The following is a 25,155-nucleotide window of genomic DNA, read 5'->3' on the forward strand; positions in this document are numbered from 1 at the left end:
GCACCCTCGACCGAGTCTATCGGGGCGTCCTTGTCGATCCAGTTGCGCAGCGTTGCGGGGTTGATATCCAGCAACTCCCCGACGTGCTTGCGGGCACTCAGTTTCGACTCGCCCGCCTCCTTCAGACGATCGTGATACATCCGAACCGCCCGCTCACGGGTCTCCTGATCGAACTTGCGTGGTGCTCCCATACCGACATTCTCCTGGTGAGATCACGGTCTCCACCAGACCCAGGACGGTTCAGTGTGCGGCCAGCACCGTGGTCAGGCCGAATCCGACCGAATACGAGAGCCGTCGTCGGGTGAGGTAGTCGAGGAAGTCGTGGGTGCCACCAGCAGAATCAGTGCGGATCAACACGTTCTTCCCGACCCGGTACTAAGAAACGTCGAGGATTTGCGCCAACGCTTGCTCCACGATGGTGATGCGATCGGTCGCGGTGTTCGACCCGGCACTGCCGGTGCGTAACTTGATCGCTACGGGTTCGCCGGTACTGGCGGCCTGGTGATCGACGAACGCGCACAGTGGGTGGAACCCGAAACCCTTATTCGAGGTCGGGGTGGCGTGTTCCCTATCTGAATGTGCGGTGATCAGGGTGGCATCCACGTCCATGATCACCGGATTCCGGTGATCACGATCGTGGCCGGGGCCGCCTGCCCGGCGGCGCGGGCCGTTGCACGAGCACTGTCGACCGCTGCCAACGCGGTGCTGGCATCGGCGGCCAGGAGTGTGATCAGCCGCGACACAGTCGGAACCGAGGGCCACCGAACCGAACACGTGCGGGTAGGCACGAACTTGGTTGATGTCGGCCAGACAGTCCCCACCCATAGCGATCGCCACCGCGAGGGCGGTGATGATCTTGCCCGGATCATGCGTGGCCAACGCTTTCCGCCACGGCGACAGTGCCGCCGAAAGACCCCTGACCAGACCCGTTGCGATGGCGGTCTGCAGCAGCACCGTCGCACCGCCGTGTGACACAATCCCGATTCCCGACCCACCCGCGGACAACACAGGGTAGGGCGAGGTAGACATCCTCACCTGAATGGTGCACCTCGACTCGGTCCGATTAATACCTTCGCAAGTTCACTCATCCCAGTTCAGGGCACTATTCTTCGATTACGACACGGAATTACCATGAAAGCCCGAGGCTAGGTCGTGACCAAGTTGTATCCCTCCCCAGATTGCGACAGGAGTGACTGATGTAGTTCAGTGGGGTAATTGTGACTAGATTCTTGGGTACCCGCTCATCCGTCGGACGCCATCCACGCCGGCGGGCACATCGTCGTCTCGGTGTCGCCCTTCTCGGCGTGTCGGCCGCCGCGGCCTTCCTGGGTGCGGGCACGGCCGCCGCCGATCCCGTCGACGATGTCGCCAACGCGCTCACCGCACAACTGCCCAACTCGTCCGCGGACATCGGCGGCTTGCAGGATCTGCTGCCCAACATTCCGGGCTTGGGTTCGCTGCTGCGGCCCAACGGGGCACCCGGAACCACCCGATGCACCTCGGTCATCCAGATCGGTGACTCCACCTCGGTGGGCGTTGACGACGCCTCCCGCGTCCCCGCCGCCACCGACACGCTCTCGGCGCAATACAAGCGGGTCGGTGCCACGACCGTCGATCTCGACGCCGACGGCGGACGATCGATCGTCGAGAAGCTCAACGGCAAGCCCAACGCCGACGACGCGGTCGCTGCCCACCTCGCCCGCGGCGAGCGCGGATGCTGGGTGATCGCGATGGGTGTCAACGACGCGGCCAACATCGCCGTCGGCAGCTCCGTCGACGCCGACGCCCGCATCGACCGCATCATGAGCCAGTTGCAGGGCCAACCCGTGCTCTGGCCGACGGTCACCACAGCCAACCCCGGCAACCCGGCCTACAACGCCGCGGCGATGAACTCGTTCAACAATGCGCTGCGCCGCGCGTCGGTGCGTTACGCCAACCTCGCCGTCTACGACTGGGCCGCCGTAGCGCAGCCGAGCATGTTCGTCGACGGCATCCACTACACCGCGGCCGGTTCCGCCGAACGCAACCGCCGATTCGCCGACGCACTGGCCACGGCCTTCCCTCCCGGCACGGGAGCCACACCGACACTCAAGTGGGTCGCAGGCTGAGTCCGAAGACCCTTGCGGATGCAAAGGTCTTGCGTCGAAAACCTTTGTGACACATCTCAATCTCGCGAACCGGGCACACGTTCCCCTATCTGGTGGACAGCGCCGCAGCGACTGTGGATTTGTCGGCCCACATCGCTACACTGATCGGCTGGTGCACCTCACGGGGTGCTCCTCAACATTGATTTCACGCCCCAGCCGCCACCAGAACGAAGCCGCAGTCTGCCCGTATGCCACGTCCCACCCACAAGGGGTCCACGTACCTCCCCTCGCTTGATGGTCTCCGCGCCCTCGCGGTCGGCTTCGTCGTGCTCTATCACCTGCACATTCCGGGCTTTTCCAGCGGACTCCTGGGCGTCGGCGTGTTCTTCACCCTCAGTGGGTTCCTGATCACGTCGCTGTTGTTGAACACCCGGGCACGCACCGGCGGTTTCCAGCTCAAACGCTTCTGGCTCGCCCGCGCCCGCCGCCTGCTCCCGGCGGTACTGCTGGTCCTGGGCACGTCGCTGATCGCGGCGGCGATCACCATGCCCGACAAGCTGGCGAAATACTCGTGGCAGGCTCTCTCGGCACTGTTCTACGTCAACAACTGGTACAACATCGGCTCCTCGGAGTCGTACTTCGACAGGTTCAGCGGGCCTGGACCGTTCGATCACCTATGGTCGCTGTCGATCGAGGAACAGTTCTACCTGCTGTGGCCGCTGTTGCTAGGTCTACTGCTCTTGGTTTTCAAGAAGCGAATCTGGGTGACCCTCGTCATTCTGGCACTGGCTGCGGTTTCGTTCATGCTGCTCAACGGTGTCGCCCACGCCGGATTCGACAACACCCGCGCCTACGAGGGCACCGACAGCCGCGCGGGCGGACTCCTCCTTGGCGCGGCGTTGGCATTCTGGTGGCCGGCCCGAGCACGCACGGTCAGCCACAACCAACGCTGCACCATCGACGTCTTCGCGCTCGCCGGACTCGGCCTGATGGTCTACCTCATCGCGACCACACCCGACGGCTCGCTGTCGCTGTACCAGAACGTCATCGCGATGCTGACGATCGCCACCATCGCAGTGCTCATCGCGACCGTCGTCCCCGAGTCACTGGTGGCCACCGTGCTCGCCATCGGCCCACTGCGATGGATCGGTGAACGCTCCTACGGCATCTACCTGTGGCATATGCCGATCATCGCGTTCATGCCCGCGACGTTCCGGTCGGAGAAACCCGTCGCCACCGGAACCATCGTCATCGTCGCCACGCTGATCATCTCCTCGCTGTCCTGGCGATACGTCGAGGACCCAATCCGACGACTCGGGTTCCGCAAGGCCTTCACCACTGCCCGCGATCCAGAAGACACCCTCGTGAACCACTTCCTCGCCTGGCTAATCGCCCTGTCCACACGCTTCACCGGATGGCTCGGCACCATCGAGCAGCGTCTCGCCGAACGTACGGATTCGGCCCCCGCAGCCGACCCCGCGCCGCAGTCTCCACCTGCCACGCCCGACCCGCAGACCCCACCGATCCCAGGGCCGCCCACCCCGGCCCCGGCCGCTCCCGGCGTCCCGGCGTCGGCATCGACCTGGCAGCTCGGCCGACCCGACATCGCTCACGAGCCGGGTGCTGCGACCGCGACTCATCCCGAAATCCCCGAAGCCACCGCGGCGGAAACCCTCGCGGCCACGGACATGCCCATCGACGTCGAGGCCGCACTCGAGGAGAACTCGACGTCGGATGTGATTCCTGTCAACGAGTCGCCGACCGTGGTGCTGGCCGTCGCCGCCGACGCGCTTCGGCCCTCTCAGCCGCCGCAGGACGAGAACACCCCGAGCGACACCCAGGACTCGGGTGCAGCAGACCAGATCACCGACGAACCCGGCGGAGTCGACGAACCCGGCGGAGTCGACGAGGCCACCGCGGAGATCCCAGTGACCGCCGAACAGTCGGCGACGGCGCAAACCCTTGACGATGCCGCAACCGTGGAACTGCCGGTCACCCGGGTCGCCAACGTCACCGATCCCGACGTCAACGATCCTGATGAGGACGCACCCGACGAGGACGCTCCGCACACCATGGATACTGCCGAAACGGACGAGCCCGTGGATGCCGAGTCCGGCGAGGCCACCGAGTCCGGCGACCCCAACGAGTCCGGCGACCCCAACGAGTCCGGCGACACTGTGCCCGCGAACGAGGACACCAATTCAGACGACACCAATTCAGACGAAGCCGATTCAGACGAAGCCGATCCAGACGACGAGGAAGCCTCGGCCGCCGCCGATCAACCCGACGCCACGGAAACGGCCCCGAGCAGCGCAGATGCGGATGCCGTCCCGACCGATGCCGCCGCCAACTCGGCTGAGTCGGATTCGGACACCTCGACACCTGTTGCCGCTGGGGACATCGACTCTGCCGAGGACATCGAACCTGCCGAGGCCGAGTCGACGATCGAGCAGCTCGGGGTTCCCGCAGACGGATCGTCCCCAGACGAGTCATCTCAGGACAAGACATCCGCGCCCGAGGCCGCGCCCCGGCAGCGGCCGGGCCTCACGCAATCGGCCGACACCGTCCGCGGTACCTCGGCACCGTCGGAGGCCGACACCGTCCAGATCCCGGTCGCGATCGATGTCGAGGCCGCACTCTATGCCACCGATCAGGTACCGCACCCGGGTGCCGAATCCGCTGCCGCCCCGACGCGGCCCCCCCACCCCGCGGGCGCCGAGACCGCGCGCATGCCGGTAGCGCCGCCCGCTCGCCCCGGTCAGCCGCCACGCCCCCCGCACGCTCCGGCGTCGTCGACGTCGAATCTGCGTCGGCGTCGCAAGCAGTGGCATCTGATCAGTTCGATCGTCGTGGTCGCGGCGTTGGCCATCGGTGGTCTGGTCGCGCTCGGCGCGTTGCACGCCGACACCGAAGACACCCTGGACACCGCGAGCCTGACCGAAGACCTTCCGTCCACACCCACCACACGCCCGGCCGGGCCGACGTTGCCCGTCGACCAGCGTCGTACCAGCTGCACCACGGTGATCCATATCGGCGACTCGACGTCGATCGGAATGAATGACCCCGACAACCTGCCCAACCCGGCCGACCGGATCGTCGGCCGCTACCGCGCGGTGGGTGCTCGCACCGTCATCACCGACATCCAAGGCGCCCGATCCAGCCTGGAACTGGTCAACGGTGAACCCAATGCGGTCACCGCCATCGAGGGGCACCTGGCCCGTGGTGAACGCGGCTGCTGGGTGATGGCGATGGGAATCAACGACACCGCCAACGTGGAGGTCGGCGGACCCGGCCCGGTCGACATGCGGATCGACCGACTCCTCGGCCCCCTGCGCGACGAGCAGGTGCTGTGGCCGACAGTCATCACCAGCCCGCTCAACCAGAACCCGGCCTACAACAACGCCGCCATGCAGCGGTTCAACAAGGCGTTGCTGCGGGCGTGTCAGCGCTACCCCAATCTGCGGATCTACAACTGGGCGGGCGAGGCCCGACCGGACTGGTTCAGCGACGGCATCCACTACACGCCCGCCGGCTACATCCAGCGGGCCTATCGCTTCTCGATCGCGTTGGCGTCGGTGTTTCCCGCCTCCGACGCCCCGCCGCAGGGATGTCTGCTCGCGTCGTCCGGGGTGCAGACGATCCCGCCATCGCCGACACCACGACCGGCACCGACGACCTCCGGGCAACCCGCATCACCACCTCGTCAGGGGTGACCCGACCAACAGTTTCGCGGTGTCCGCCGAACAGCGGATATGCCTGTCCCCCGTCCAGGTGACAGGCACCGTGCCCAATGAGGCTGCTACGGTCGCGGCGCTCTACACTTGGCCGGCCGCTGCCTCGAACCCGTACCGTCGATGTGTCCCAGGGGGCCACACCCATCAACGATTTCCTTCTGCATCTGATCGCACTGGTCAACCGCCTCGTGGGCTGGTTGACCCGAGTGCAGGCGCGTCATCTCGCCGCACGCGCTGGCCACCCCGAACCCGCCTTGACACTGGTCGCCGCGGAAGGCGTCGCCGTTGACGAAACGACTGCCACCGGTTGGCAGATCCCCGACAGCCACACCACACCGCCGCCCACCGAGGACTCCGCGGACGTCGCCGAGGTTCCGCAACCCACAGACGATGCCGGACACACCGTCGACCGTGTGATCGGCGATGAACCCGATGTTGTGACCACCGACGTCGATCGTCGGGAGCCGCCCGCCGATCCGGAAGATCCGCCGGTGTCCGGCGACGCACCAGCGACTGTCGGCGGTCGGCCGCTCACGGTGGCCGAGATACCCATCGCCCCACGCCCCGACGACCTCGACACCCCCGACAGCTCCGACGCCGACACCTCTGACGACATCGACGACGCGGTTCCGGCCGATCCGACCCATGACGAGCCTGCGACGAACGACGAGCCGGCAATGGGCAGCGGTGTGCCAGAGCAAACAACCCCAGAACCGAACGACGACACCTCCGTCGACGCGACTCCGGATGAGACGGTTCTCGCACCGAATGTCGTGGCGTCAGACGAGGACCCCGATCACCCCACCCCGATCGTGATCCCGGTGATGCGGCACCGTCGACGTGAAGCGGCGGGACTACGAGCACGACTCGCCGACACCGACACCGACGACACCGCGGTACCGTCGCTCGACGACGTCACCAATCGGCCCACCCCCCTGGCAGGGCCCGCTGCGGCGGTCACCGTCACCGAACCAGCGGCCACCGAACCAGCGGCCACCGAACCAGCGGCCACCGCCGCCACGCCACCCGCGGTGGCGCCGGGCCGGATTCGGCACGCGCTGGGCCTTGACGGTCTGCGCGGAATCGCGGTCGTGGCGGTCGCGGTCTATCACTTCTACGCACCGGCGATGCCGGGCGGCTACCTCGGTGTCGACATCTTCTTCGTCCTGTCCGGGTTCCTCATCACCTCGCTGCTGGTGCGTGAACGCGGCGTCACCCGAACCACCTCACTGCCACGCTTCTGGCAACGCCGGGTGCGGCGCATCCTGCCCGCCGCTGTCACCGTGTTGGTGGTGTGCACGGCGATCGCCGGGCTGATCGGCGGTGACGTCGCGGTGGCGTTGGTCGAGCAGTTCCTCGGGTCGCTGTTCTTCGTCAACAACTGGGTGCAGATCGCCCAGTCGCACAGCTACTTCGCCGACACCACACCGCAGATCTTCATGCACTACTGGTCGTTGGCGATCGAGGAACAGTTCTACCTGGTGTGGCCGCTGTTGTTCATCGCGACACTGTGGGTGCTGCGCCGCCTGCGACTGCGGACCCAACTGCGGGTACTCGCCGGTGTCGCCGCACTGCTGGCGTCGGCGTCGGTGGCCGCGATGGTCCTGTTGTTCGACCCCAACACCGACCCGAGTCGCGTCTACTTCGGTAGCGATACCCACTCGTTCGGGCTGCTCATCGGGGTGGTGTTGGCGTTGCTGGTCACCGCACCCGATGCCGACGCCCGCGACTCTTGGCCGCGGTGGGTCGGGGCGCGCGCGGCCACCATCGTCGCGTGGACGCTGGCGCCTGCGGCGTTCATCGCACTCGTCGTGCTGTTGTTCACCCTCCCCGACACCGCACCCATCACCTACCGCGGTGGGCTGGTCTCGGCAAGCCTGCTGACCGCATGTGTCGTTCACAACGCGATCCGCGACACCGGCCCGGTGGCGGCGCTGCTGCGGGTGCCGGTGCTGCGCTGGCTGGGACAGCGTTCGTTCAGCCTGTACCTGTGGCACTGGCCGGTGGTGGTGTTCTTACGTCAGTGGCTCGACACCGGCAACGCGCGGTCCCCCGCGACGCTGCCCGACTGGGCGATCGGTCTGCTCGCCGGCGTGATCACCCTGGTGCTCTCCGACCTGTCCTACCGCTGGATCGAGACCCCGTTCCGTCGTCGCGGATTCCGCGGGGTGCTGCGCGGTCTGAGCGATTCACCGCGGTTCCCGGCACCGGCAGCGGTGATGGCCGCGTGCCTGGCGGCGGTGTTGTTCGCCGGGGTGTCGCTGGGTACCAGCCCCGACAAGTCGTCGTTGGAAATCCAGCTCGAGCAGCTCGCCCAACTGCAACAGCAGGCGAATCTGGTGGCACGTCACCTTCCGCCACCGCAACCCGCACCGGCAACACCCACGCTGCCCTCGGGCCGCGACATCACCGGGATCGGCGACTCGGTGATGCTGGCATCCTCACAGGCGTTGACCGCCCGGTTCCCCGGCATGTACATCGACGCGCAGGTGTCACGGCACTACTCCGGCGGCGAGGGTGTCATCGAGAGCCTCGCGGCCAGTCGCATGCTGCGCAAATATGTGGTGTTGGGTTTCGGCACCAACGGTCAGGCCTTCGACGGTCAGCTCGACCGCATCCTGCGCGAGATCGGCCCCGGCCACAAGATCGTGTTGCTTGTGCCCTATGGGCCCGTCGACGGAATCCCGCAGGCCGCACGTCAGGTGCTGCAGTACGCGCCACGTCACGCCAACGTCTACCTGGCGCCGTGGTGTCAGGCCGCCGCCGCGCATCCGGAGAACCTCGGACCCGACGATGTACACCCTTTCGGCCCCGGCACCGTGATGTACGCCGACGCCGTCACCGTCGGGCTCCGGCAGGCCGTCACCGGACGCCGCGACACCTCCATCACCTGCCCGATCTGACAATTCGCGTGGTCGCCCGGTACCACAGCCGGGATAAGATGCGGCCCAACGAGTTCCACCGACGACTGACGTGGCGGTACCGCTCAGCCGGTGACCCACCGCGTGGCCGGTACGAAGCCCGTTCCGGGCGGGTAGGCAGCCGCCAATGCGTCGGCGAATTTCCGGTTGCGGTCGGCGGTACCGGCCGCCGTGTAATGAATTCCGTCGCCGGCGAATTCGTCGGCGCGCGCCGCCCCTGCCCAGTCATAGACTGCGAGGTTGGCATAGCGTGCGGTCGCGTCCCGGAGCGCAGTGTTAACGGCGGCCATCGACGCCGCGCCGAATGCCGGGTTACCCGGCGACGACGAGGTGACCGTCGGCCACAGCACCGGCTGTCCTTGGAGTTGACGCATGATGCGGTCGATGCGTTCGGCGGCGCCGACTCCGCCGCCGGCGATGGCACCGGCATCGTTGACGCCCATCGCGATCACCCAGCATCCGCGAGCCCCGGCCGCCAACCGTGACGCGACCGCATGTTCGGCGTCGAGGGCGGGACCGCCGACGACGGCACGCCCGCTCACCGCATCGACGGTGACCGTGGTGGCACCGACTCGGCGGTACTGCGAGGTCGCGGTGTCGGCGGCGGACGGGAGGGCCGCGGCATTGTCGGCGGCCACAGAGGTCGAATCACCGATCTGGATGACCGAGGTACATCGCGACGTCCCGGAGCCGGGCTGCGCGGTCCCGAGTAGGCCGTTGAGGGCTCCTGAAAAGTCGTCGAGTCCCGGTAGCTCACCGTGCGACGATCCGCCGGGCAACTGCGCAACAACCCCGGACAGGCCGTCGAGCGGTCCAGCATGTGCGACGCCGGCGCCGACGGCGCTCAGCGCCAGACCTGCGCCGATCAGGCCCACGGCAGACCGTGACATCGCCGCGCGGCAAGAGAAGTGGAAGCGCAATCGTTTAATCACAACAGTCACACTGAACTACATGAGTCACTTCTGCCGCAACCGTAGACATGCTACGAGTTGATCAAGACTCGGTCGCGATATCCCCGACGGATCCGCCGAGCGCCTTGTCCCACAGCTCCTCGGTGCGTGCCTCGCCGGGCCCGACCACATCGGCGAACACGATTCGACCATCGGCACCGATCAGGAAGGTGCCACGGTCGGCGTACCCGCGGTCGGGGTTGAACACCCCGTAATCACTCGCGATGGCGCCATGTGGCCAAAAGTCCGACAAGATCGGGAACAGGAAGCCCTGCGCCGCTGACCACACCTTATGGGTGGGTGGCGGCCCGACCGACACTGCGACCGTGGTCACCTCGTCATTGGCGAAGCGCGGCAGGTTGTCTCTGATGAACCCGAGTTCGCCCTGGCAGGTGCCGGTGAAAGCGAGCGGGAAGAACACGATGAGAACCTTGCGACCCTCGGAACGCAACCGCGACAGCGAGACTCGTTGGTTGTTCTGGTCGCGTAGCTCGAAGTCCGGCGCGGTGGCGCCGATCCCCAGCGGGACCGACATCTGCGTAACCCTCATGGGCGTTTGCCGGAACGCGACTTCGGTTGCACCAGACGCGAACCCGACCAGTCTCCGAGACTGACTACCGAGGTCTGGGTCAACCCGGCAGTGGGCGCCGCCTCGGCGATCTCACTCGGGTCGACGTAGCCGGGACTGCCCGTCTTCGGCGAGAAGACCCAGACGTATCCATCGTCGGCGAGCGGACCGATCGCGTCCATCAGACGGTCGACGAGATCACCGTCGTCGTCGCGCCACCAGAGCACCACCGCGTCGATGACGTCGTCGGCGTCCTCGTCGAGCATCTCCGCGTCGATCGTGTCCTCGATGTCGGCACGCAGGTCGTCGTCTGTGTCCTCGTCCCAGCCGAGTTCCTGGACCACCATGCCGGGGGCAAACCCCAGTTTCTGTGCACTGCTGCCATCGGAGCCATTGCTCCCTGAGGCGGCTACCACCGCGCGAGACCTCCCAAGTCAACATTTTTCGCCGTGTTGGCAATTCGATCGCAGCCGACCCCCATCAGTCGACTATTGGGACAGCGTAATGCACTCGACGATCGTGCACCGACACGAATTCATGAACTCGCGCGCCACAGGGCTATCGGGGTGGGCGCTCACCGGTCGTGGTCGGGGCCAGTCCGGGCGGGGGCGGCAAGTAGGTCGCGCAGGCGGTCAGCACGGACTGCTTGTCGCGGGTCCAGGTGTCGGCGATCGGATTCAGGCCGGCGAGCTCGCGACGCCCGATGGCGTCACCGAGCCGCCCCGAGCTGGTGACAAAGGCGTTCACCGGGCCGGTGACGTCAGCGGCGACCGCGTCGGTGACCTTCGCCCGGATCTGGTCCACACCTGCGATCAGGGTCGCCCGGGCGCGGTCATCGAGGTCGCCGACACGGTCGTAGGACTGGACCGCGTTGAGACGATCGACAAAGGTGTTGTAGCCGCGCACCATCACGACCATCGACGACATGGCCTGCCGACACAGCGTCACCGTGAGCTCTCGGCGTGCCGCCGAGGTCGAGGCCGACTGTTCGGACCGGTACATCGACACCTGTGCGGAGTCGACAGTTGGCGCGCCAGGCACCGACGTCGTACATCCGGCGACAACCAGCACCACGGCCGTCACGACCACGGCCGCACCCCCGGCGGTTCTCCGGCCGCGCAACACCCCGGAGCGCCCCAAGTCGGCGTCCGTCCGATGGCGTTCAGCTGTCTCGCTGTGGCACCCCACGACGTTGCGCAGCTCCGCCAGGTAAGCCAGGCGGGCCGATGTAGGCCTCACTGCACGCTCCTTACTCCGCGGTAATCACAAACCGAACGCTACCGCAGGTCAAGTACTACGCACCTAATCCGAACACCCCCGATGCCAAGCGAGGCGACATGGGGCACGATGTGGAGTGAGTCCGTGAGCGAGCACACCATCGTCGTCAACGGACTCTCGTGTCATCGCATGCTGGGCATCACCCCCGCCCGGCCCGATCGAGGAGTAGGCATCACCGTGACCGACCAGGCAGAGAAGGACGTCAGCGCGACCTCCGGCGGCACCACCGATAGATCGGGTCCGCGCGTGCGCGTCATCCGGGAAGGCGTCGCATCCTATCTGCCCGACATCGACCCCGACGAGACCGGCGAGTGGCTGGAAAGCTTCGACAACCTCGTCACACATGCCGGACCGGCCCGAGCCCGCTATCTGATGCTCCGGCTGCTCGAGCGCGCAGGCGAGAAACATGTCGCCATCCCCTCACTGACGTCCACCGACTACGTCAACACCATTCCCACCGACCTCGAGCCGTGGTTCCCCGGCGACGAGGGCGTCGAGCGCACCTTCCGTCAGTTCATCCGCTGGAACGCCGCCATCATGGTCCACCGCGCCCAGCGTCCCGGTGTCGGGGTCGGCGGACACATCTCGACCTATGCGTCGTCGGCGTCACTGTACGAGGTCGGCTTCAACCATTTCTTCCGCGGGCACGAGCACCCCGGTGGCGGCGACCAAATCTTCATCCAGGGCCATGCGTCGCCGGGTATCTACGCCCGCGCCTTCCTTGAGGGCCGGATCAGCGGCGAGCGGATGGACGGGTTCCGGCAGGAGCACAGCCACGCGGGTGAGGGCGGCGGTCTGCCCTCCTACCCGCACCCGCGACTCATGCCCGAGTTTTGGCAGTTCCCGACGGTGTCGATGGGTCTCGGTCCCATGAACGCGATCTATCAGGCGCGGTTCAACCACTATCTGCACGATCGCGGTATCAAGGACACCTCCGACCAGCACGTCTGGGCCTTCCTCGGCGATGGCGAGATGGACGAGACGGAGTCACGCGGGTTCGCCAGTTTCGCCGCAACCGAGGGCCTGGACAACCTCACGTTCGTCATCAACTGCAATCTGCAGCGACTCGACGGACCGGTCCGTGGCAACGGCAAGATCATCCAGGAACTCGAGTCGTTCTTCCGTGGCGCGGGCTGGAACGTCATCAAGGTGGTGTGGGGCCGCGAGTGGGATGCACTGTTGCACGCCGACCGCGACGGCGCCCTGGTGAATCTGATGAACACCACACCCGACGGCGACTTCCAGACCTACAAGGCCAACGACGGCGCCTTCGTGCGGGAGCACTTCTTCAACCGCGATCCGCGCACCAAAGAACTCGTCAAGAACATGTCTGACGCCGAGATCTGGAATCTCAAGCGCGGCGGACACGACTACCGCAAGATTTATGCCGCCTACGCCTCGGCGATGGCGCACAAGGGTCAGCCGACGGTCATCCTGGCACACACGATCAAGGGCTACACCCTGGGCAAGCACTTCGAGGGCCGCAATGCCACCCACCAGATGAAGAAGCTGACCCTCGATGACCTCAAGGACTTCCGCGACGAGACGCGAATCCCGATCAGCGACGCCCAACTCGAGGAGAATCCGTACCTGCCGCCGTACTACCACCCCGGCATGGACGCCCCGGAGATCCAGTACATGCTCGACCGCCGCAAGAACCTCGGCGGCTTCCTGCCCGCGCGCCGAACCAAAGCCAAGGCGTTGTACCCCGAGGTGAGCAAGGCACTCGCCACCACCGCCAAGGGCTCGGGTAAACAGCAGGTGGCGACCACCATGGCGCTGGTACGCGTGTTCAAGGATCTCTTGCGCGACAAGGAGATCGGCCATCGGATCGTGCCGATCATCCCGGATGAGGCGCGGACCTTCGGGATGGACTCGTGGTTCCCGACGCTCAAGATCTATAACCGCAACGGACAGCTCTACACCTCGGTCGACGCCGAGTTGATGCTGGCCTACAAGGAGAGCACCGAGGGCCAGATCCTGCACGAGGGCATCAACGAGGCCGGCTCGGCCGCCTCGTTCACCGCCGTCGGCACCTCGTATGCCACGCACGACGAGCCGATGATCCCGCTCTACATCTTCTATTCGATGTTCGGCTTCCAACGCACCGGCGACAGCTTCTGGGCGGCTGCCGACCAGATGGCGCGCGGCTTCGTCATCGGCGCCACCGCGGGACGCACCACGCTGACCGGCGAGGGCCTGCAACACGCTGACGGTCAGTCACCATTGCTGGCGGCGACCAACCCGGCGGTAGTGGCCTATGACCCGGCCTTTGCCTACGAGCTCGGTCACATCGTCGCCGACGGTCTACGTCGGATGTACGGCGAGGATCCGGAGAACGTCTTCTACTACCTCACCGTCTACAACGAGCCGATCAGTCAGCCGGCCAAGCCCGACGACCTCGACGTCGAAGGTGTACTGAAAGGCATCTACCGGTTCAGCCCGCCCCCGCAGGACAAGCAGTATCCGGCCAACATCCTGGTCTCCGGGGTGACCATGCCCGACGCCCTGCGCGCCCAGGAGCTGCTGGCCGCGGAGTGGAACGTCGGAGCCGCGGTGTACTCGGTGACGTCGTGGAGCGAACTCGCCCGCGACGGCATCGCGATCGACCGTGCCGCGGTGCGGACCCCGTCACAGGATGCGGGTCAGCCCTACGTCACCAAGGTCCTCTCCGACACCAGCGGACCGTTCGTGGCGGTCAGCGACTACATGCGTGGCGTACAGGAGCAGATCCGCGCCTACGTGCCGGGGACCTACCTGACACTCGGTGCTGACGGCTTCGGATTCTCCGATACCCGCCCGGCCGCTCGTAGGGTCTTCAACGTCGACGCCGAGTCCATCGTTGTCGGGGTGCTGGTGGCCCTGGCCCGCGACGGGCACATCGATGCCGCGGTCGCGGCACAGGCCGCCGGCAAGTACCAGCTCACCGACGTCAGCGCCGCTGAGGTGTCCTACGCCGACACCGGCAGCGCCTAACGTTCGACCGGTCCGTCGACTGCGGCGGTCGCCCCTTCGCGGGCGACCGCCGCAGTCGTTGACGGCACATTCGTCTGCCCCGTGAGCCCGGACGCCTACTGTGAACACATGTCGGAGCATCGGGTGAATCAGGCGCCGCCGCCCAGCGACGTGTTCGGGGAACGTGGCGCGCATGTCCCCGCCCCGGCCACCGTGCACGACGCACTGCCCGATACGCTGCTGCGTCGCGTCAAGCAGTACAGCGGTCGCCTGGCCACCGAGGCCGTCCACTCGATGCAGGACCAACTCCCCTACTTTGCCGACCTCGACGCTGCTCAGCGTGCCAGCGTGCAGCTGGTCGTGCAGACCGCGGTGGTGAACTTCGTCGAATGGATTCAGGACCCCGAGGGCAACGTCAAGTTCACCGTTCAGGCCTTCCAGGTCGTCCCGCAGGATCTCGCGCGCCGCATCACGCTGCTGCAGACCGTGGAGATGGTGCGCGTGGCGATGGAGTTCTTCGAGAAGTGGTTGCCGCTGCTGGCCCGCAATGACGCCCAACTGCGAGCGTTGACCGAGTCGGTGCTGCGCTACGGTCGCGAGATCGGGTTCGCCGCGGCGGCTATCTACGCGTCGGCGGCAGAGTCGCGAGGGGCGTGGGACTCACGCCTCGAGGCGCTCGTTGTCGACGCCGTCGTCCGCGGCGACACCGGCCCGCAGTTGTTGTCGCGGGCGGCGGCGTTGAACTGGGATTCCGACGCCCCGGCCACCGTCATCGTCGGCGCGCCTCCTCCTGAACAGAACGTCTCGGTACCGCTGGCGATTCACAACACCGCCAAACGCTATGACCGGGCCGCACTTTCGGTGGTGCAGGGCACCTTGCTGGTGACCATCGTCAGCGGGCCGATCACGATGACCGACCCGTTCAGCAATGCATTGCTCGACCACTTCGCCGACGGTCCGGTGGTCATCGGGCCGACCATGCCCAATCTCGGAGCTGCACATACCAGCGCCACCGAGGCGATGGCCGGGATCTCCGCGGTTGTCGGCTGGCCCGGCGCGCCGCGGCCGGTGCACAGTCTCGAACTGTTACCTGAGCGGGCACTCGACGGTGATGCATCGGCAACGACGACACTTATCGAGACGCTGGTGCGTCCACTGTCCACCGGCGGTTCGATCCTCAACAGCACCCTCGAGTCCTATCTGGACTGTGGCGGCTCAGTGGAGGCATGTGCCCGAGAACTGTATATCCATCCAAATACAGTCCGGTACAGACTGAAGAAAATTGCAGAAGTGACAGGACGTGATCCAACTAACCCTCGCGACAGCTACGTCCTACGCATCGCGGCAACGGTCGGGCGATTGACACATCCGAGGAACGAATCGCCACACTCAGCCACATGAGGAACATCAGCCACACCCCTGTTTCCACATTTCCGCTGGCAGATGCGTTATGGACACATTTATGTAACGAATCTCGAAGTGATGACGATGCGGAACCAGCCAGAGGCATCTTTGTGGGAACCCTACAAATCCTTGCGATGAGGTCTAGTGACCTCGACACCCACATAGGCCACCAAAACAGTGTTCTCTGGTCACGTGCTTTCGATGCTTGCGCCCGGTCAGGGCTCTCAGACACCCGGCATGCTGACTCCGTGGCTGGAACTCCCCGGTGTCCGCGATCAGCTGGCGACGTGGTCGAAGCTGATTCAACTCGACCTAGAACGGCTCGGCACCACCGCCACCGCCGAAGAGATCACCGACACGGCGGTCACCCAGCCGCTCGTCGTCGCCGCGGCCCTGTTGGCCTTCGATGAGTACCTCAAGCGCGGCGAGCTGCCCGACGACGCCGTGATCGCGGGCCACTCGGTCGGTGAACTCGCCGCCGCGGCCATCACCGGCGTCATCAGCTCCGACGACGCCGTCAAACTGGCCGCGATCCGCGGATCCGAGATGGCCAAGGCATGCGCCCGCCAAGCCACCACCATGGCCGCGGTGCTCGGCGGCGACGAGGACGAGGTCCTCGCCCGTCTCGACGAGCTCGCGCTCGTGCCCGCCAACCGCAACGCCGCAGGCCAGATCGTCGCTGCCGGCCCGGTGGAGGCCATCGACGAGCTGATCGCAAGTCCGCCGGAAAAGGCCCGCACCCGCAAACTCGCCGTCGCCGGCGCCTTCCACACCGACTACATGGCACCTGCGCGCGACGCCGTCGCCGCTGCCGCGTCGCAGATCACCCCCTCCGACCCGGCCCGCATCCTGCTGTCAAACTCCGACGGCCGGCCGGTCGCCGACGGCGCCGAGGCACTGAGCAAGCTCGTCACGCAGGTCACCAGCCCGGTCCGCTGGGATCTGTGCTCGGCCTACATGCGCGAGGTCGGCGTCACCTCTCTGGTGGAACTCCCACCCGCCGGAGCTCTCGCCGGCATCGCCAAGCGCGAGATGAAGGGCACCCCCACCGTGGCGTGGAAGACCCCCGACGACATCGAGAAGGTCATCGAACTTGGATAGTGGTCGCGACCACGCGACCTCACCGGAAATCCGGTTGTCACCGGATATCCAAGCACCCGAGATGCTTTCATGCCTCGGGTAGCTCCGGACAATCACCACCCACAGCGAAATCACGAGAAGGGAACCACCCACGTGGCTGCCACCCAGGAACAACTCATTGCCGGTATCGCCGAGATCATCGAGGAAGTCACCGGCATCGAGCCGTCCGAGGTGACGATGGACAAGTCGTTCGTCGACGACCTCGACATCGACTCCCTGTCGATGGTCGAGATCGCCGTTCAGACCGAGGACAAGTACGGCGTGAAGATCCCGGACGAGGATCTCGCCGGCCTGCGCACCGTCGGTGACGCGGTCACCTACATCCAGAAGCTTGAGGCGGAGAACCCCGAGGCCGCTGCCGCCATCCAGGCCCAGATCGAGGCAGACCAGAACTCGTGAGCTCGCCTTCCCTCCGCGAGTACTCCACGCTGGGCGGGAACTTCCCGAATGTGGTGGTCACCTCCATGGTGGCCACCACCTCCCTCGGCGTCGACCTCGACTCCACGTGGCAGCGCCTACTCGACGGCCAGACCGGCATCCGCGAGCTGACCGACGACTTCGTCACCAAGTACGGTGAACTGCCGTGCCGTGTCGGCGGTCGCCTGCTGTCCGACCCTGCCGACGAAGTGACCCGCGTCGAGGCACGACGCATGGCCTACGTCGAGCGCATCGCGCACGTTATGAGCAAGCGCCTCTGGGCGCAGGCCGGTGAACCCGAGGTCGATCCCGAGCGCCTGGCAGTTGTGCTCGGCACCGGACAGGGCGGCGGCGACGCGATGGTCGACGCGGTCAAGGCGATCGAGACCTCCGGGAACTACCGCAAGGTCTCCCCGCTGGCGGTGTCGATGGCAATGCCCAACGGCCCGGCCGCCGTCGTCGGCCTCAACGTCGGCGCACGCGCCGGTGTGATCACCCCGGTCTCGGCGTGCTCGTCGGGTGCCGAGGCGATCGCGCACGCCTGGCGGCACATCGTCATGGGCGACGCCGACATGGTCGTCACCGGCGGCGTCGAAGGACACATCGATGCGATCCCGATCGCCGCGTTCTCCATGATGCGCGCGATGAGCACCCGTAACGACGATCCGGCGGCGGCGTCGCGACCATTCGACAAGGATCGCGACGGATTCGTCTTCGGCGAGGCCGCTGCGATGCTGATCCTCGAGCGTGAGGAGCACGCCAAAGCCCGTGGGGCACATATCCACGCGCGCGTACTCGGTGCCGGTATCACCTCTGACGGTTTTCACCTCGTCGCTCCGGACCCCAGCGGTCAGGGCAACGCGCGAGCGATGACACGGGCCATCCAGACGGCGGGGCTGACCAAGAACGACATCACCCACGTCAATGCGCACGCCACCTCGACCCCCATCGGCGACACCGCCGAAGCGGTCGGGATCAAGGCAGCCATCGGCGATCACGCTGCGGTGTATGCCCCCAAGTCGGCCCTGGGTCACTCCATCGGCGCGGTCGGCGCACTCGAATCGGTGCTCACGATCAAGAGCGTCGAGGAAGGCGTGATACCGCCGACGCTGAACCTGGAGAATCAGGATCCCGAGTGCGACATCGAAGTGGTACACGGTCAACCCCGGCATGGTCGGATTGATTACGCGCTGAACAACTCGTTCGGCTTCGGTGGGCACAACGTGGCGCTCGCCTTCGGTCGCTACTGACCATTCGCGACACCCCGAGGAGACAGCGATGACCACATTGGCTCCCGTCACCGGCCATGAGGACTCAGTCGATCCGCGAGATCCGCTGCTGCGGTTGACCAACTTCTTCGACGAAGGCTCCCTGTCGCTGCTGCACCCCCGAGACAAATCGGGAGTGCAGGCGGCGATCGGAAAGGTCAACGGCGTTCGCACCGTCTCCTACTGCACCGATGGCACCGTGATGGGCGGTGCCATGGGTGTCGTGGGATGCGCCCACATCGTCAACGCCATCGACACCGCCATCACCGAACAGGCTCCGGTCGTGGGCATCTGGCACTCCGGTGGGGCACGTCTGGCCGAAGGCGTCGAAGCCCTCCATGCCGTCGGCGGAGTCTTCGAAGCTATGGTGCGGGCCTCCGGCTACGTCCCGCAGATCTCGGTGGTCGTCGGTTTCGCCGCAGGCGGCGCCGCCTACGGACCCGCACTCACCGACGTGGTGATCATGGCACCCGCCGGACGTGTCTTCGTCACCGGTCCCGACGTCGTCAAGAGCGTCACCGGTGAGGACGTCGACATGGAATCACTCGGCGGCCCGCTCACCCACGGAAAGAAGTCCGGCGTCAGCCACATCACCGCCGATTCCGAGACCGACGCCTACTGGCGGGCCCGCCGGCTGGTCTCTACCTTCTCCCGCCCCGGCCGATTCGACACCGCGCACGCCGAGGCCGGCGACACCGACCTCAAGGCACTCCTGCCCGAATCCAACCGCCGGGCCTACGACGTGCACCCGGTGGTCACCGCCCTCCTCGACACCCAGCTCGCCGCCGACGGCGACACGGAGATTTCGAGTTTTGAAGAGCTGCAAGCGAAATGGGCTCCGAACATCGTTACCGGATTCGGCCGCCTCGCCGGACACAGCGTCGGCGTCATCGCCAACAACCCACTGCGCATGGGTGGTTGCCTCAACTCCGAAAGTGCCGAGAAAGCCGCCCGCTTCGTCCGGCTCTGCGATGCCTTCGGCATCCCGCTCGTCGTCATCACCGACGTCCCCGGCTACCTACCGGGAGTCGGACAAGAATGGAACGGCGTCGTCCGACGCGGCGCAAAACTGTTGCACGCCTTCGCTGAATGCACAGTCCCCCGCGTCACACTGGTCACCCGCAAGATCTACGGCGGGGCCTACATCGCCATGAACTCCCGCGCCCTGGGCGCCACCGCCGTCTACGCCTGGCCCGGCTCCGAGGTCGCCGTCATGGGCGCCAAAGCCGCCGTGGGCATCCTGCACAAAAAGGCTCTCGCGGCGGCTCCCGACCACGAACGCGAAGCTCTCCACGACCGCCTGGCCACCGAACACGAAGCCATCGCCGGCGGCGTCGGACGCGCCCAATCCATCGGCGTCGTCGACGAAGTCATCGACCCGGCCAAAACCCGCAGCATGATCACCGCCGCACTCGCTGCAGCACCGGCACGCCGCGGGCGGCATAAGAACATACCCCTGTGATTGGCGCCGGCTCCGCCGTCGCGGTGCCGCCGCGCTATCACCCGCGTCTTCCCTCCTCATCGCATTGTCGCTGCGCTCCTCGCTCTTCGTCAGTCCAGACGCGGGCGCGCGGCGGCGTGGTGAGTGGGTTTGCGCCGACAGCGCTCGTCTCGACGCCGACAGCGCTCGTCCCAACGCCGACAGCGCTCGTCTCAACGCCGACAGCGCTCGTCTCAACGCCGACAGCGCTCGTCTCAACGCCGACAGCGCTCGTCTCAACGCCGACAGCGCTCGTCTCAACGCCGACGGCGCTTGTCGTCTCGATGGCGTGGCGCGGTAGGCGGCGCCCGTGCACGCACTTCGGCCCCGGCAAAGGCCGGGGCCGAACGAAGAGAGGTTCTCGGGAGCTATCCGACGCGCTGCTGCAGCCAGGTGACCTCGGCGCCATAACCACCCATGCGGTAGGCCTCGAGTGCGTGATCCCACGCCGTGCCGAGCACCGATTCGATCTCGCCGGCCAAACCGGCACTGTCGGGCTGCGACTCGATCATCGCGCGCAGCTGGGTCTCCCCGACGATCACGTCGCCGTTGGCACTCATCGAACCGCGCCACAAACCCAATCCCGGGACGTAGCAGAAACGTTCGCCGTCGACGCCCTCACTGGCGTTCTCGGTCACCTCGAAGCGCAACGCCGACCACTCGCGCAGCGCGGTCACCAAACGGGCGCCCGTGCCCACCGGCCCTGCCCAATCGACCGTCGCACGCTGCATCCCCGGCTCGGCATCCTGTGCCGACCATTTCAGGTTCGCGCGCGCATTCAGGGTCGACGACAGAGCCCACTCCACATGCGGGCACAGCGCCACCGGCGCCGAGTGGATGTACACCACTCCTGTAGTCACGTCCGCAAACTGATTCAGGTTGCGCACCTTGGTCACCTCCGGTTGTCGACGAGGAACGTCTTCCCCAACACACCTCGCAACACCGAATAGCACACTCGTGACACCGATTGTGCCCTATGAGGTACGTGTTGCGCCAGTTTCTGATGCGCTTTTATGAATCTTGTGTGGTTGGAGTGGACAACCGCCAGTCGCCCAGTGCCTCGCACACACTGTCGTTGAATTCGCTCCACAACGGCTTGGCCCACGCACCGAACGGCCGGTCGGTGAGTACCACGCACGCCCGGCCGAAGCGTGGGTCGACCCACAGGAAGGTCCCCGACTGCCCGAAGTGACCGAAGGTCTCCGGTGAGTTGTTCGCACCGGTCCAGTGCGGATGCTTGTGCCCCCGGATCTCGAATCCCAGACCCCAGTCGTTGGGCTTGTGTTTGCCATAACCGGGCACGAATCCGTCGAGACCCGGGAAGGCGACGCGAGTCGCTCGGTCCAGCATCTCCGACGACAGCACCGTCGGCACCAACAGATCAGCTGCGAAGCGCGCCAGGTCGGCGACCGACGAGCGTGCGCCGTGCCCGGCCGGACCATCGAGGACGGTATCGGTCATCCCCAGTGGCTCACACACCGATTGCCGCAGATACTCGGCGAAATCGATGCCCGTCGCGGCATCGACGGTCTCGGCGAGCACCTCGAATCCGGCACTGGAGTAGATCCGCTGGGTGGCCGGTGGGGCCATCACCGTTCGGCTGTCGAAGACCAGTCCGGAGGCATGCGCCAGCAGGTGGGCCACCGTTGCCCCGGGCGGTCCCGCCTCGTCGTCGAGTTCGAGCGCACCCTCTTCCACCGCGACCAGGACGGCCTCGGCGACCAGAAGCTTGGTCACCGAGGCGAGTTCGTACACCCGGTCGATGTCGCCATGGCTCGAGACAATGCCCGAGCCGCCGATCACCGCGGCCGCGACATTGTCCACCGGCCACTCAGCTAATGCATCCAGTACCGCCACATCAGCAGAGGTTACGCGGCGTCGCGCTCAGTGGTCCTCGTCGGTGTAGCGGATGACGCCGCGGATGTTCTTGCCGTCCAGCATGTCCTGGTAGCCCTGGTTGATCTGGTCGAGACGGTACTGCCGGGTGATCATGTCGTCGATGTTCAGCTTGCCCATCCGATACATCGACAGCAGCTGCGGGATGTCGAGTTTGGGGTTGGCACCACCGAAGATGGTGCCCTGCAAGTTCTTCTGCAGCAGGGTGAGCATCGCCAGGTTCAGGGTCACGTCGGATTCGAGCATGTTACCCATGCCCGTCAAGACGCATGTACCGCCCTTGGCGGTGATCCCCATCCAGCTGTCGACGTCCTTGCCGTGGACCTCCCCGACAGTGACGATCACCTTGTGGCACATGTGCCCGAAGGTGATCTCAGCGATGGCCGGTGCCGCCTCCTCGATCGAGGCGAAGGTCTTGGTGGCCCCGAATTTCATGGCCTGCTCGCGCTTCCACTCGACCGGGTCGATCGCGAAGACATTGCGCGCACCGGAGATCACTGCGCCCTGCAGTGCCGCAGTACCCACACCGCCGACGCCGACGATCGCCACGTCCTCGCCCGGGCGGACGTCGCCGCTGCGGGTAGAGGAACCATAGCCGGTGGGAATCCCGCATCCGACGAGCGCGGCCACCTCGAACGGAATCGACTTGTCGATCTTCACCGCCGACGCCTCGTGTACCACCATGTATGGGGCGAACGTACCGAGCAGCGTCATCGGGTAGACGTTCTCACCTTGGGTGGTGTGAATACGGAACGTGTTGTCCGACACCGCCTCCCCTTGCAGGAGCATGGCGCCCATGTCGCAGAGGTTGGCCATGCCCGACCTGCACGACGGACACTTGCCGCAGGACGGGATGAAGGAGAGCACCACGTGATCGCCGACCTCGAAGTCGGTGACGCCCTCGCCGATCTCCTCGACCACGCCGGACCCCTCATGACCGCCGAGAATCGGGAATCCGGCCATCGGGATGCCACCGGTCATCAGATGATGATCGGAGTGGCACATCCCGGCCGCTTCCATCCTGATCTTGATCTCGTGCGCCTTGGGATCACCGATCTCGATCTCTTCGATCTGCCACGGCTTGTTCAGTTCCCGCAGCAGCGCACCCTTGGTCTTCACCCTCGAACCTCCACTCGTGCCGGCACGGCGTGGCGCATGCCACTCCTCGGGCGGAATTGTAACGTGTTCCAGTTCAAAATTGTAACGTGTTTCATTTCTTGAACCTGAGGGTCTCCGCCCGTGTCCCCCTGGACCACCGTCGGGCCAGCGACCGCACCAACGACCCGGCCGCCGATCACGAAGAAGGCCCCGGCCGACGACGCAGTGCGCGTGCCAACCACCTCCGGGGTCCACACCGCGTTCACAAGGGGCGGTCAGTTCGCCAGACCGGCGTCCTTGCTGCCGTAGGTCGATCGCAGCGTCGGCTTGACGACCTTGCCGCCGGCGTTACGCGGCAATTCGTCGACGATCACGAGGTCCTTGGGATGCTTGAAGCGTGCCAGATTCTCGTTGAGGTAAGGCTCGAGGTCGTCGAGGGTCAGATCGTCAACGCCCTCGGCGAGCACGACGACGGCCACCGGCACCTCGCCCCACTTCTCGTGCGCGCGACCGATAATCGCCGCCTCGGCGATCTTCTCGTGCCCGAACAGCACATTCTCGACCTCGGCGCAGTAGATGTTCTCTCCGCCCGAGATGATCATGTCCTTGGCACGGTCCACAACGTAGAGGAAGCCCTCGTCGTCCTGGCGGACGAGGTCGCCGGAATGGAACCAGCCACCGTGGAAGGCATCGGCGGTGCCCTGCGGGTTCTGCCAGTAGCCGATCATCATGTTGGGACCGCGATAGATGATCTCACCGACCTCGCCAGGGGCCACATCGTTCATCTCCGGGTCGACGACACGGGCCGTGACGGCCGGCACCACCTTGCCGATCGAGCCGATCTTACGCAGGGCATCCTTGCCCTCGAGCACACAGGTGATCGGCGACATCTCGGTCTGGCCGAACACCGCGACGTTCAACGCGTCCGGGAAGGTCTCGTTCATCGCGCGTAAGACCGTATCCGCCGCTGGGGCCGCACCCCAGCTGATGACCCGCAGCTTGAGATCGCGTGGCCGGGCCTGCTGTGCGGCGCACACCGCCTGCCATTGCGCGGGGACCAGGAAGATCGAGGTAATGCCCTCCCGTTCAAGGGTATCGAGCATGTCATCGGGATCGAAGGCCCCGAGCGGGTGGATCACCGACAGCGCACCAATGTAGATCAGCGGCGCCATCGCGCCGAGTCCGGCGATGTGGAACATCGGTGCCACACACGATCCCACGTCGTCGGGGCGGGTACTCAGGGCCTGCAGACAGGTGACGGCCTGGGCCTGCAGGTTCTGGTGGGTAAGCATGGCGCCCTTGGGCTTTCCGGTCGTCCCCGAGGTGTACATGATCAGTGCGACCGATTCCTCCGGCACGTCGATCTCGGGGAGATCCGACGAATCCTCGGCGACGAGCTCCTCGAACTTCAAGTGTGCGGGATTCTCGGTATCACCGACGACGATCGTGGTGTCGATCGCCCCAGTCGAGGCACTCACCGCGTCGGCCAGCGGAGCGAGAAGAGACTCGGTGACGATAACCTTGGCGCCAGAATCGCTGACCAGGAACGCGATCTCCGCCGGACTCATCCGGACGTTGACCGGCACCGGGATGGCCCCGATCAGGTTGGCGCCCATCACGGCCTCGATGTACTCGGAGCGGTTGAGCAACACCAGCAGGATGCGATCGCCGTAGCCCACGCCGCGTCGGCTCAGTGCGGCAGCGAACCCGCGCGTGCGTTCGTCGAGTTGTTTCCACGTGGTCAGGGTGCCCAAGAACTTCAGGGCGGGCCCGTCGGGATTCATGAACGCATGTCGGCGGACCTGGTTGTTCCAATGGTTACGACGAGACCGGAGTGGTTCGGTGGTGAGGTCGATGGTGTTGTCGATCGTCGCGGTCATCGTGGCGTTCTCTCCTTGGTGTGCTTCGCGGATACTTTTGTGCGGCAATGATGTACGTGCAGAGTCCGCGCTCGGCGGC

General features: G+C 66.0%; 19 protein-coding genes and 1 pseudogene. 10 read left to right on the top strand and 10 right to left on the bottom strand.

Going from position 1 to position 25,155, the window contains the following annotated elements; genetic code table 11:
* Together EF294_RS08725 and EF294_RS08735 are read right to left on the bottom strand one after the other, a co-directional pair.
* Nucleotides 1-191 (bottom strand): annotated as a pseudogene (locus EF294_RS08725) (IS3 family transposase); the annotation flags it as partial.
* A 184-nt stretch (nt 192-375) separates the two neighbouring features.
* Complete coding sequence (locus EF294_RS08735) at nt 376-1,029, bottom strand: transposase (protein ID WP_123928346.1); 654 nt, start codon at nt 1,027-1,029, stop codon at nt 376-378.
* 275 nt (nt 1,030-1,304) lie between these two features.
* Here EF294_RS08735 and EF294_RS08740 point away from each other — a divergent pair, with 275 nt between their 5' ends.
* The 3 genes from EF294_RS08740 to EF294_RS08750 all read left to right on the top strand — a co-directional run bounded on the left by EF294_RS08740 (nt 1,305) and on the right by EF294_RS08750 (nt 8,724).
* Nucleotides 1,305-2,108: an SGNH/GDSL hydrolase family protein gene (locus EF294_RS08740; protein WP_342774332.1), complete on the top strand. Its 804-nt coding sequence runs from the start codon at nt 1,305-1,307 to the stop codon at nt 2,106-2,108.
* Nucleotides 2,109-2,335: 227 nt separating this feature from the next.
* Complete coding sequence (locus EF294_RS22440) at nt 2,336-5,800, top strand: acyltransferase family protein (protein ID WP_281275993.1); 3,465 nt, start codon at nt 2,336-2,338, stop codon at nt 5,798-5,800.
* A gap of 143 nt (nt 5,801-5,943) precedes the next feature.
* Complete coding sequence (locus tag EF294_RS08750; protein WP_246007762.1) at nt 5,944-8,724, top strand: acyltransferase family protein; 2,781 nt, start codon at nt 5,944-5,946, stop codon at nt 8,722-8,724.
* Between the two features lie 83 nt (nt 8,725-8,807).
* On the opposite strand, the gene EF294_RS08755 is transcribed toward EF294_RS08750, so the two are convergent.
* From EF294_RS08755 to EF294_RS08770, 4 genes are all read right to left on the bottom strand, one after another.
* A complete protein-coding gene (locus EF294_RS08755; RefSeq protein WP_123929020.1) occupies nt 8,808-9,632 on the bottom strand; it encodes a GDSL-type esterase/lipase family protein in 825 nt (274 codons plus the stop codon).
* Nucleotides 9,633-9,735: 103 nt separating this feature from the next.
* Nucleotides 9,736-10,242, bottom strand: a complete 507-nt coding sequence (locus EF294_RS08760) for a peroxiredoxin (protein ID WP_123928355.1) — start codon at nt 10,240-10,242, stop codon at nt 9,736-9,738.
* Nucleotides 10,239-10,676 carry a DUF3052 domain-containing protein gene (locus EF294_RS08765; protein WP_123928358.1) on the bottom strand — a complete coding sequence of 146 codons (438 nt, stop codon included), beginning with the start codon at nt 10,674-10,676 and terminating at the stop codon, nt 10,239-10,241. Before EF294_RS08765 ends, EF294_RS08760 begins: the two co-directional genes overlap by 4 nt.
* 142 nt (nt 10,677-10,818) lie before the next feature.
* Entirely contained in the window at nt 10,819-11,499 is a 681-nt protein-coding gene (locus EF294_RS08770) for a hypothetical protein (protein WP_246007763.1), read from the bottom strand.
* A gap of 108 nt (nt 11,500-11,607) precedes the next feature.
* Here EF294_RS08770 and aceE point away from each other — a divergent pair, with 108 nt between their 5' ends.
* From aceE to EF294_RS21380, 7 genes are all read left to right on the top strand, one after another.
* Entirely contained in the window at nt 11,608-14,514 is a 2,907-nt protein-coding gene (gene aceE, locus EF294_RS08775) for a pyruvate dehydrogenase (acetyl-transferring), homodimeric type (RefSeq protein WP_425459412.1), read from the top strand.
* A gap of 108 nt (nt 14,515-14,622) precedes the next feature.
* The gene (locus EF294_RS08780) at nt 14,623-15,894 is read left to right on the top strand and encodes a PucR family transcriptional regulator (protein WP_123928362.1); all 1,272 of its coding nucleotides are present in this window, start codon (nt 14,623-14,625) and stop codon (nt 15,892-15,894) included.
* A 195-nt stretch (nt 15,895-16,089) separates the two neighbouring features.
* Nucleotides 16,090-16,998: an ACP S-malonyltransferase gene (locus tag EF294_RS08785; RefSeq protein ID WP_185091002.1), complete on the top strand. Its 909-nt coding sequence runs from the start codon at nt 16,090-16,092 to the stop codon at nt 16,996-16,998.
* 132 nt (nt 16,999-17,130) lie between these two features.
* Nucleotides 17,131-17,436, top strand: coding sequence for a meromycolate extension acyl carrier protein AcpM (gene acpM, locus EF294_RS08790; RefSeq protein WP_123928366.1), 306 nt, complete (start codon nt 17,131-17,133; stop codon nt 17,434-17,436).
* A complete protein-coding gene (locus tag EF294_RS08795) occupies nt 17,433-18,704 on the top strand; it encodes a KasA/KasB family beta-ketoacyl-ACP synthase (protein ID WP_123928369.1) in 1,272 nt (423 codons plus the stop codon). Before acpM ends, EF294_RS08795 begins: the two co-directional genes overlap by 4 nt.
* 28 nt (nt 18,705-18,732) lie before the next feature.
* Complete coding sequence (locus tag EF294_RS08800; protein WP_123928372.1) at nt 18,733-20,184, top strand: acyl-CoA carboxylase subunit beta; 1,452 nt, start codon at nt 18,733-18,735, stop codon at nt 20,182-20,184.
* A gap of 64 nt (nt 20,185-20,248) precedes the next feature.
* Nucleotides 20,249-20,503, top strand: coding sequence for a hypothetical protein (locus tag EF294_RS21380; protein WP_185091003.1), 255 nt, complete (start codon nt 20,249-20,251; stop codon nt 20,501-20,503).
* Between the two features lie 67 nt (nt 20,504-20,570).
* Here EF294_RS21380 and EF294_RS08810 read toward each other — a convergent pair whose 3' ends face one another.
* From EF294_RS08810 to fadD5, 4 genes are all read right to left on the bottom strand, one after another.
* Nucleotides 20,571-21,089 (bottom strand): DUF3145 domain-containing protein, encoded by a 519-nt coding sequence (locus EF294_RS08810; protein WP_006371495.1) that lies wholly within the window; start codon nt 21,087-21,089, stop codon nt 20,571-20,573.
* Nucleotides 21,090-21,213: 124 nt separating this feature from the next.
* Nucleotides 21,214-22,059 (bottom strand): serine hydrolase domain-containing protein, encoded by an 846-nt coding sequence (locus EF294_RS08815; protein ID WP_123928375.1) that lies wholly within the window; start codon nt 22,057-22,059, stop codon nt 21,214-21,216.
* Between the two features lie 27 nt (nt 22,060-22,086).
* Complete coding sequence (locus EF294_RS08820) at nt 22,087-23,217, bottom strand: NDMA-dependent alcohol dehydrogenase (protein ID WP_123928378.1); 1,131 nt, start codon at nt 23,215-23,217, stop codon at nt 22,087-22,089.
* A 254-nt stretch (nt 23,218-23,471) separates the two neighbouring features.
* Nucleotides 23,472-25,076, bottom strand: a complete 1,605-nt coding sequence (gene fadD5, locus EF294_RS08825; RefSeq protein ID WP_123928381.1) for a fatty-acid--CoA ligase FadD5 — start codon at nt 25,074-25,076, stop codon at nt 23,472-23,474.
* Nucleotides 25,077-25,155: the final 79 nt, after the last annotated feature.

It is taken from the genome of Gordonia oryzae, from assembly GCF_003797185.1.
Lineage (GTDB): Bacteria > Actinomycetota > Actinomycetes > Mycobacteriales > Mycobacteriaceae > Gordonia > Gordonia oryzae.